Raw genomic sequence first — 9,385 nt, 5'->3', positions numbered from 1 at the left:
CCTCCAAACTCTCGGCTTGGCTCTTATTTTCAACATCATGGTAGACATTTGCATCGACTAAGCCTTCAAAACAAGCAAGTCCATCTGTAACGACTAGTGTCTTTTCTTCGATGTGTTTTTTACCCCAATTTGTGATTTCTTGCTTCTTAAAGCCATCCACCATGCTCATTCGCATGTAGATTGGGTGTCTCTCGTCATTCATCTGTATCGCAGCAACGAATGGCGTTTTCTTTTTAGAGCCACGACCCCGTTTACCGCCCTTGCCTTTACCACCCCAATAGGCATCATCAAGCTGTACAATGTTCTCAAGTGGTTGTTTATCATCGTTTTCCTTCATTGCTTGCATCAACTTGTGCTTTAACCGCCAAGTAGCGTTGTAGGAAATGCCTAAATGATTAGATAACTCAAGAGCTGAAATTCCATTTTTACCCTGTGTAATTAAGTAGATAGCAAGAAACCAAACCGTTAATGGAAGCTTACTATTGGAAAGCAATGTCCCTGCTGTTAATGAGGTTTGTTGATGACATCAATTGCATTGATAAAGGGGACGTGACCTAAGCTGGCAGTAGCTCGTAGAGCCACAATTAGGGCACATGAAGCCATTCTCCCAGCGCAATGAAAATAAGCGTTTCTGACATTGTTCTTCTGTACAATAAAGACTTAGAAATCGAGGAATAGAAATCCCACCTTGGAATTGAATCTGATTCTTTGGCATACCAAACCCTCCCATAACAATACATTAAGTATAGACGCTTTTAGTATGGCTGAAAGTCGGGGTAATCAGGTTTAATTTTAATCTGGCTGTTGGTCAGAGTAACGCGGATAACTTATGTCGAGCGATCATCTCAATGGCACATACCATTGACCTCGAAGTGGTTGCTGAAGGTGTCGAAACGCCAGAACAACTCGCAATACTTCGCCAACATCATTGTAATTATGTTCAAGGGTACTTAAAGTCAAAGCCACTTACGGTCTGCAAAATCGAGCAAGTTCTGGATCATAAACAGCCGTTATCTGCGTGATCTCGCATCAAAAAAGCCTGATAAAATCAGACTTTTTTGAACTAGGTTGCATGCTAAATCAGCTTGTCACACTTGGCTGCGCAGATGAAATCGTTCTGATGCAGACCTTTTATCGAATGACTCCACCATGTCACCGTCACCTTACCCCACTCAAGTAAAATTGAAGGATGGTGAAATTCTTCTTCAGCCAGCTCTGAAACTTTGTTGACAAATTCCCAAGCAAGTTTGTAGTTTTTGAACTTGTAGACTTTTTCTAGCTGGGGGATGCTGTCTCGTTCAAGCACTTGCCAATCTTCTAGCTCAGTCAATAGCAGTCTTCTTTCTTCTGCGCCTAGAGCTACAGCAGTAGCGGTGCACGCTTCGCAACGCAATTCATCAAGCATGATTTACTTCCTTTGGTTCAAATAGTGGGGGGAATAATCCAGCAGCCATCGCCTGTTTTACATGAAACATCAGATCCATCTTACTCAGGGTATAAAGCTGATCGATGTCGTCTAGGACAAAATATTCCGGCTGCATAATGTCAATTCGATAAGGTGTCCTGAGCACGGTGTGGAGATCAAACTCAACCCGTTTAGCAAGCGGATCATCCAGTGCATACAAAGTCTCACCTGGAGAGGATAGAATCCCGCCGCCATAAATTTTTTGCTCACTTCCCTCTTTGACAAGACCAAACTCGATAGTAAACCAGTAAAGTCTCGCCAGATATACCCTCTGCTTATCACTCGCATCTCGACCCAACTTGCCGTACATGTTGGTAAATTCAGCAAACTCAGGGTTGGTTAGCATTGCACAGTGGCCAAATATCTCATGAAAGAAATCCGGCTCTTGGAGATAATCAAACTCCTCTCTACTCCGCAAAAAAGTAGCTACAGGGAACTTCTTGTCTGCAAGCAATGCGAAAAATCGGTCAAAATTAATCAACGCTGGCACGGGTTCAACTTGCCAGCCCGTCGCTTGCTTGAGAACCCGATTGATATCAACAATTTGAGGCGCTCTATCTAGTGGCAGATCCAGCAACTCCAACCCTGCCAAATACTCTTTACAGGCGCGTTGTTTCACCAAGTGGAGTTGGCGACTAACCAAATCACTCCATACTTGGTCTTCTTCTGAACTCCATTCAACTACCCCTTTATCATTCACAGGCTTAGAACGATATTGTGTCATGACCAGCTCCATTAACAATTCCTTCACATTAAGCCTATCGTCATGCAGGGGCGGTGACAATTTAGCCAGCCAACTCTCTCATACCGACTATGTGTAACAATTATTTTACATTTGAACACTTTTTTCTTATTTTTCAGCCATCTGTTGAAGCTCGGTAAGTTTGACTTTGGCTACCTTTTCATCAAAGCTTATTCGAGAAAACGGAGAACAATAAGACGAGGATGTCATGTCTAATTCGCAGACGAACCTTCCAGCACCTATTTGGGTTCCAAGTAGTGAGCGAGTGGAGTCATCAAACCTGAGTCAATTTATAAAACACATTAATATTCAGGGAAATAAAATCGATAGCTATGCTGACTTGCACCAGTGGTCGATTGAAAACAAAAAGAACTTCTGGCTCGAGATTTGGCAGTTTTGCGACGTCATAGGCTACAAGGGCGACTGCATTTTAGGCGAAGGGTTGGCCAAGTGGGGCCAGTTTAACCCAAGCCGAGATACGATCTGGTTTCCACAATCGCAACTAAATTATGCCGAAAATCTGTTGGCCTACTCTTTTCAGGCACCAGATGACACCGCAATTTGGTTTAAGAACGAACGAGGGTCTAGTCGTCAACTGACTTGGCAGGAGCTGTGTGACCAAGTTTCAATCATTCAGCAATGGTTGGTTCAAAATGGCGTCGAAAAAGGCGATGTCGTCGCCGGCTATCTTCCACATATGCCAGAGACTGTGATCGCCATGCTCGCAACGACCAGCCTTGGTGCGATTTGGACTTCAACATCACCTGACTTTGGCGCGGAAAGCGTCATCGAACGATTTGGACAAGTACAACCCAAAATTCTGTTTTGCTGTAATGGTTACGACTTCAACGGTAAGACCTTCCAAATAGAAGAGAAAAACCGCAAAATTGTTGATGCGATTCCAAGCATCCTAAATACGTGCCAAATTGACTACTTACAAATAGATATGTCAATGGATGACCGCTGTGAGTCATTCTCTGATTGGGAAGCGATTTTTGCCAGCTACCTGCCACGCGCGATGCGTTATGAGCGGATTAGTTTTAATGATCCTCTTTTTGTCCTCTACTCTTCAGGTACGACAGGCAAACCGAAATGTATCGTTCATTCAGTGGGAGGGACGATATTAAACCATCTCAAAGAGCATCAACTTCACTGTGATATTCAACCGAAAGATCGTATTTTCTACTACACGACATGTGGTTGGATGATGTGGAACTGGCACGTATCCGCTTTAGCAAGCGGCGCGACCTTGGTGATATTTGACGGCAGCCCTATGTACCCTAACGAGCAAATACTTTGGCAACTGGCTGAAGATGCTAAGGTCACGCTGTTTGGTACATCGGCAAAATACTTAGAAGCTCTAGAGAAACAGCAGTTTAATCCTAGTAGCCAGTTGTCACTAAAATCTCTCAAAACACTCTGTTCAACTGGCTCAGTCCTCTATCCTCAACAATTTGATTTTGTGTATTCCAATATCAAAGTCGATATCCACCTTGCATCCATATCTGGCGGAACCGATATTTGCGGTTGCTTCGTATTGGGCAATCCAATCTCTGCGGTTTATCGCGGAGAGTGCCAAGGTGCAGGCTTGGGTATGGATGTCAAAGTGCTCAATGAATCTGGTGAAGCTATTATTGCCTCCCGCGGTGAGTTGGTTTGTCAAAACAGTTTCCCCAACCAACCGTTAGGGTTCTGGCACGATGATGGTGAGCGTTACCATATGGCTTATTGGAATAAGTTCGAAAATACATGGCACCATGGCGATGATGTCGAAATGACTCAACAAGGCGGAATGATTTTCTACGGACGAAGTGATGCCACTTTGAACCCCGGTGGTGTCCGCATCGGAACGGCAGAAATTTATCAGCAAGTTAACCAACTGGCTGGGATCCAAGATTCTATCGCCGTTGCAAGGCAAGTAGATGGTGATGAAAAAGTCGTTCTGTTCGTTCAGCTTGAGCCTCATACATCACTGACCGAGCACATGATTTCGACCATAAAAGAGACGCTGCGTCGTCAGTGCTCACCCCGACACGTTCCGGCTGAAATCTATCCGTTAAGTGAAATACCCAAAACCAAATCGGGTAAATTGGTCGAGCTGGCAGTTAAACAAGTTCTTCATGGACAAGACGTTAAAAATCAGGGGGCGATTGCCAACCCTTGGGTACTAGACGAAGTCAGTCAATATCAGACCATCCCAGTGGCATAAAACATTAAAGCCCAGTATTTCTACTGGGCTTTAATGTTTAAACCGAATCGAGTTATTTTTTGGCAACCGCCATCAGCACGGTTTGTTCGCCGTGCGGGGTTGTGATGGTAAACGGCGTAGTGATTTCTACTTGGCTAAAACCCACACTCGTCAGCACTTGCTGAGCGTGAACAATCGTCATTCCGCCGACTTCATCTTTGTCCGACAACCAATCCCAGTGAACAAAATGTCCGCCATCGTCGAGGATGCTGTAAACAATATCCGCGACATCTGAATAGTTTGGTAGGAAACTACACACTGAAGAGGCAACCACTAGATCAAACTGTGCCCGAAATGCAGGGTGCATCGCCACTAAACCACGAGTCAGTAGATCAACTACGGGTTCTACATTGTGAAGCTCTTTCTTATCGAGTTGTTCTATCATTGCTTCGGAGCTGTCGAGCGCGACAATATCTTTTGCCGTTTGAGACATTCTTTGGCTAAGCAGACCTGTTCCGCAGCCAAAATCAAAAATATGTAACCCTTTAACATCAACTACTTGCTGTAGAGATTCAAAAGCTTTATCCGCATATACACTAGTCGTGTTATCCGAGTCCCAATCGAGTGCGACATCATCCCAACTATTAGCCATCATGATCTCCCTGTAACAACATTCATTAGGCATGCCCCAAGAGTATCAAAACTGCATGAAATTCATAGCATTTCAATTCGGAAAACAGACAATTGACAGAGATTGATATAATATCGATTCGAGACTAACCAAATTGAACAAAAGATGAACCTTACTCAGATCGAAGCTTTTTGTACTGTGTCCGACACAGGCTCGGTTTCCGAGGCCGCTCGCCAACTAGAGTGCAACCGCACACGCTTGAGTATGGCGATTAAAGCACTAGAAAAAGATCTCGATGTCGAACTTTTTGTTCGTAGTGGCAATAATTTGGTGCTTTCTGAAGCGGGTAAAGCCATTTACAAAGATTGTCACAATATGCTAGTTACCGCAGCGCGTATTCGTAAAACCTGTACTCACGTATCTGGTAAGTTTAACGCCGAGGTATGGATAGCTCGTGACGATTCTCTGCCTGACGAACTGTGGCAGGATCTCTCTCATAAGCTTAACAACCGCTTTCCCGCAACCGCATTTAACATTGTTTTAGCCTCTAGTGGTGACTTGGCAAATCTTGTGGCAACTTCCCAAGTTGATTTCGCGTTTGGCGTCGATTACGAACGACTCAATGACCCTCACATCACGTTTCAGCCATTAGGCAAGATACGCCTGATGTCAGTATGTCGTTCCACTCACCCACTGGCCAAACTTCGTCGGGTCTCGGATGACGAACTGCGTAACGCTATGCAAGCCGTCATGGTTTATCTAAATGAAAAAGATAATCCAGAATTACAACCCTTCTCGCTGCGTCACATAGGCTTCTCAAGCTTTGATTACATACTCAACACGATTCTTGAAGAAGACGCTTGGGGCGTACTCCCTGAACCGCTGATCCGACACTTGCTACGCAAACAGGAACTCTCGGTAATAAAACACACTTATGGCTTGACCCAAGAAGATTACTGTATGTTCACCTCTTCAGGTATGGCAGAGCATCCTGGAATGTCTTGGCTGGCAGACAAATTAAACGAATTTTTGTTTGATTTTTAACCATTGCGACGATTATTTGATCCATCAATCAGTCAGCGACAATATTATTGACACCGCATTCTATTCACATCCCATTGAAAAATAACGATTTTAACTAAAAATCATCTATTTGACATATTGGGTATTCATATAGGGATTGTCTAATTCTCTTATTTTGAGAAAAATATAGGGGAATTTTACAAGAGAACTCATTATGTGTGCCCGAACAAGCCTTAACGAAAAACGAATCCTAACCTTCTCAGCTCTTTTAGCATCGGGCTTTGCGGGTAGCGGACTCGTACTCGGCTTACTAGTTGGCTCACTTGTCATTGTTTTTGACGGTGTATATTCACTGGTCAGTTTGCTATTAACTTTGTTGTCGCTCGCCGTGTCTAGATACATTGCTCAGCCGTCCAAGCGCCAGTTTCCATTTGGTAAAGCGATGCTTGAGCCCCTAGTGATCGCAATAAAAGGTAGTGTGATTTTAGCGATCGTTGCCTACTCACTGTATTCAGCTGTGCAGGCATTAATGAATGGTGGCCGTGAAGTTGACGCGAGTATTGCAACGCTTTTCGGTGCGGTAAGTGTTGTTGGTTGTAGCTACGCATGGTGGTACATCGCGAATAAGTCGAAACTTATTTCATCTGGCTTGGTAGACGCTGAAGTAAAACAGTGGCAGATGGACACGTTGCTTAGCGTTGCTGTAACCTTAGGTTTCGTGGCTGCGTGGCTGGTATCCGTTTCACCGTTCGCACAATATGCCGTCTATGCGGATCCGGTGATGATGCTGCTGATGTCTTTCTACTTCATTAAAGTACCACTTGAGATGTTAGCAGGTGCACTACGCGAACTACTGATGATGAAACCTGACGAAGAGATCTGTCACGCGGTTAACAAAGAGGTGCTCGCCCTAGAGACACAAGTTGATCAGGAACTTGCCGTGGCGGGGGTTATTAAGGTAGGTCGTGAGCTGCGCGTCAGACTGGATGTACATTCTCAAGGACAACAAGTTCAGGTGGCTGAACTGGAGAAAGCGCGTCGTATTCTAAAGGATAAACTGTCGCGCCTCTCATTGGATCTTAACGTGACCATGAATATCGCAAACTAATGGCTTAGCTTCACAACGTCCGCTTTGTGGGGCTTACTCTATGTGACTCAATTCTTTACTCATCAACACTAGATTCCAATCTTTCCCTTCATAACGACGCGTTCCCTGCTCTATCTTATCCACCTGAAACCCGAGTGACTGGTAACACTTACGCGCAACATCATTGTGTTCAAACACAGCTAATCTCAACTGAGAAACCACAAAATGGGATTGTACATGGTCGATTAATAGTTGCAGCATCTTCGCCGCCAGCTTTTGGCCACGAAATGGAGGTGCAATAAACACTCGGCAGATACGAAAACAGTCAGCCCTTTCTTGGTAAAGCTCAACATAACCAGCGTATTCGCCGTTGTGCTCCAGCATAAAAGGGTGAACAATGTCCTTATTGCAGTGAAACTCAATCTGTTCATCGGTCAATGGAAACTGGTAACAGTTTCCTCCCCACAAATAGTTGAGTTGGTCTGAGTCGATCCAATCGATTAGCACACCATAATGCGAACTCATAAAAGGTATCAGTGACATATTACGCTCTTCCTAAGCTATAAAATGTTTAAAATGATGCATCCTGTTAACGCGGGAATACCTGCAATAAACAATACCAAACCATCTTGGTAGTTTTGTCGATAGCGTTTTCTTTCATCTTTCTCGACGTCAAAACCTTTGACCATCTTGTAGACTGAATCGAGCTTGGGGTTATTGTACCTAGCGGTTTTGCTATCTGTTCCACCTTCCCAAGTTAGCATTGCCAAACCCCAGATAACAAAAACGACCATAAATAAGAAATCAGAAAGTCGTGTGACGACAAAAAAATCAACAACGTAGGAAAGCAACCACACAACTATAGCCGCAATGACATTTATGATCGCAACCTTTACTACCAGTTTCAACATCTGAACCTCCTAACGCTGATCTTTCCGCAGTGTGAAGGCGGTTTGAAAGCCCCATCCCCTACGCACCTCAATAAACAAAAGGCCCACCGTAAGTGGGTGAGCCTTCGTTTTTTAACCTAAGACGCTAGTTGAGATTCAACTTGCTGAAATACTTTGTACTCTGCGTTACTGCAGCCGCGAGCAATCGATACCCAGTAATCTCCCGTTTCATCCGTTGCAACAAACTCAGCCCTAAGTTCGTATTTTCTCCAAGACGCAAACGCAAGAATTAGAGTCAATGCGAGCATTAAAAAACCAAATTGCGGAACAAACGCCCAAGTCGCGGCCGACAACATTAAAGCGAGGGAAATAACATTCACCATGTTATCTTTTATCCCAAGCTTACGTACTTCTACCTGTTTTATCTTACACAATTGGTAATCGTCACCACGAACCGATATTTGGTCTGTGTTGAGATTAAAATCCGACATTACGTAAGCCCGACGAAAACGGAGAATATCCACTAGCCTATAGTTGTTAGTTTTCTTGCTCATCACCTTTTCTCCATGTTATTAAAGGTTAGTAAAAACTAATATAATCATGAAGTTATTGTGCTGATAAACACTTTATAATACAGCCAAATAAGCAATGCAACCTATATAAACGGTACGAATAGCTGTTATTTTTCGACGCCGCGATAAGCCGAATTTTCGTGACAAACGATCAACCACATACTGAGGATAACAGCCGTACTAAACGCTTTGTGAATAGAGAGTTGTATAGGTACAATCGCCAGCCAAACAACACAGGTGCCAGAAGATGCTATTTGACAATGACATAGAAGAAATGATCGGCTATTTCGACCGTTACTGCAAAGCGCCCCATATTGATGCGCTCGATCGAGTATCGGACGACCAAGTGAATCTCCTGCTCGATTTCTTGACCCTTGCTCATAAATTGCAATGTGATATCTACGCTACGCGCAACTTAAACAGCTCCCACTTCCTCGGTGTGGGCACCTTCGCTCTAACTCAAGAACGAGCACCGCAAGGTAATCTGTTCGTCAAGATTGAAGCAGATACACTGTACCTCTCGTTTGAGTTAGCCCCTTGCAACGAAGAGAATCTGTTGACCCCGATTCGCGTTATTGATGCACTGGTGTATTTAGCCGACTGCAATGGTCATAGTTTGTTGCCTGAAGACTATCAGCGCTAAATAACTGTTCCTAAATATAGATCACTGGTTTGTAGAAAAAGAAGGGAACTCGGTACCGTTTGAGCGATCTGATCAGTCGCCAAACATACAAACCTACAACCGTTACCGAGTTCTCATGATTCTAACATTACCTGACCGCGCAGA

At 44.0% G+C, this 9,385-nt stretch carries 11 protein-coding genes and 1 pseudogene; 5 read left to right on the top strand and 7 right to left on the bottom strand.

Annotated elements, in window-relative coordinates; translation table 11 throughout:
• A pseudogene (locus QTN95_RS19225) lies at positions 1-715 on the bottom strand (IS1595 family transposase); the annotation flags it as partial.
• Positions 716-764: 49 nt separating this feature from the next.
• Between QTN95_RS19225 and QTN95_RS19220 the strand changes: the two are divergent.
• Positions 765-1,022, top strand: coding sequence for an EAL domain-containing protein (locus QTN95_RS19220; RefSeq protein WP_443088881.1), 258 nt, complete (start codon positions 765-767; stop codon positions 1,020-1,022).
• A 53-nt stretch (positions 1,023-1,075) separates the two neighbouring features.
• On the opposite strand, the gene QTN95_RS19215 is transcribed toward QTN95_RS19220, so the two are convergent.
• Together QTN95_RS19215 and phhA are read right to left on the bottom strand one after the other, a co-directional pair.
• Positions 1,076-1,405 (bottom strand): 4a-hydroxytetrahydrobiopterin dehydratase, encoded by a 330-nt coding sequence (locus QTN95_RS19215; RefSeq protein ID WP_331418625.1) that lies wholly within the window; start codon positions 1,403-1,405, stop codon positions 1,076-1,078.
• Positions 1,398-2,189 (bottom strand): phenylalanine 4-monooxygenase, encoded by a 792-nt coding sequence (gene phhA, locus QTN95_RS19210; protein ID WP_331418624.1) that lies wholly within the window; start codon positions 2,187-2,189, stop codon positions 1,398-1,400. The genes QTN95_RS19215 and phhA overlap by 8 nt, the downstream gene beginning before the upstream one ends.
• A 226-nt stretch (positions 2,190-2,415) precedes the next feature.
• On the opposite strand from phhA, the gene QTN95_RS19205 reads away from it, so the two are divergent.
• Complete coding sequence (locus tag QTN95_RS19205; protein ID WP_331418623.1) at positions 2,416-4,416, top strand: acetoacetate--CoA ligase; 2,001 nt, start codon at positions 2,416-2,418, stop codon at positions 4,414-4,416.
• Positions 4,417-4,468: 52 nt separating this feature from the next.
• Here the strand turns inward: QTN95_RS19205 and QTN95_RS19200 are convergent, their stop codons facing one another.
• Complete coding sequence (locus tag QTN95_RS19200) at positions 4,469-5,047, bottom strand: class I SAM-dependent DNA methyltransferase (protein WP_138972027.1); 579 nt, start codon at positions 5,045-5,047, stop codon at positions 4,469-4,471.
• Between the two features lie 144 nt (positions 5,048-5,191).
• Between QTN95_RS19200 and QTN95_RS19195 the strand changes: the two genes are divergently transcribed.
• Both QTN95_RS19195 and QTN95_RS19190 read left to right on the top strand, forming a co-directional pair.
• Entirely contained in the window at positions 5,192-6,070 is an 879-nt protein-coding gene (locus QTN95_RS19195; protein WP_138972028.1) for a LysR family transcriptional regulator, read from the top strand.
• A 193-nt stretch (positions 6,071-6,263) separates the two neighbouring features.
• A complete protein-coding gene (locus tag QTN95_RS19190; RefSeq protein WP_138972029.1) occupies positions 6,264-7,157 on the top strand; it encodes a cation diffusion facilitator family transporter in 894 nt (297 codons plus the stop codon).
• A gap of 33 nt (positions 7,158-7,190) precedes the next feature.
• On the opposite strand, the gene QTN95_RS19185 is transcribed toward QTN95_RS19190, so the two are convergent.
• The 3 genes from QTN95_RS19185 to QTN95_RS19175 all read right to left on the bottom strand — a co-directional run bounded on the left by QTN95_RS19185 (position 7,191) and on the right by QTN95_RS19175 (position 8,580).
• Complete coding sequence (locus QTN95_RS19185) at positions 7,191-7,679, bottom strand: GNAT family N-acetyltransferase (protein ID WP_331418622.1); 489 nt, start codon at positions 7,677-7,679, stop codon at positions 7,191-7,193.
• 17 nt (positions 7,680-7,696) lie between these two features.
• Complete coding sequence (locus tag QTN95_RS19180) at positions 7,697-8,047, bottom strand: hypothetical protein (protein ID WP_331418620.1); 351 nt, start codon at positions 8,045-8,047, stop codon at positions 7,697-7,699.
• Positions 8,048-8,163: 116 nt separating this feature from the next.
• On the bottom strand, positions 8,164-8,580 hold the full coding sequence (locus QTN95_RS19175) for a hypothetical protein (protein WP_331418619.1): 417 nt from the start codon (positions 8,578-8,580) through the stop codon (positions 8,164-8,166).
• 265 nt (positions 8,581-8,845) lie between these two features.
• Between QTN95_RS19175 and QTN95_RS19170 the strand changes: the two genes are divergently transcribed.
• On the top strand, positions 8,846-9,241 hold the full coding sequence (locus tag QTN95_RS19170; RefSeq protein WP_138972033.1) for a hypothetical protein: 396 nt from the start codon (positions 8,846-8,848) through the stop codon (positions 9,239-9,241).
• Positions 9,242-9,385: the final 144 nt, after the last annotated feature.

The organism is Vibrio sp. M260112, assembly GCF_036533775.1.
Lineage (GTDB): Bacteria > Pseudomonadota > Gammaproteobacteria > Enterobacterales > Vibrionaceae > Vibrio.
The sequence above is the reverse complement of the archived record's forward strand: the minus strand, read 5'-3'. Positions and strand labels throughout refer to the sequence as shown.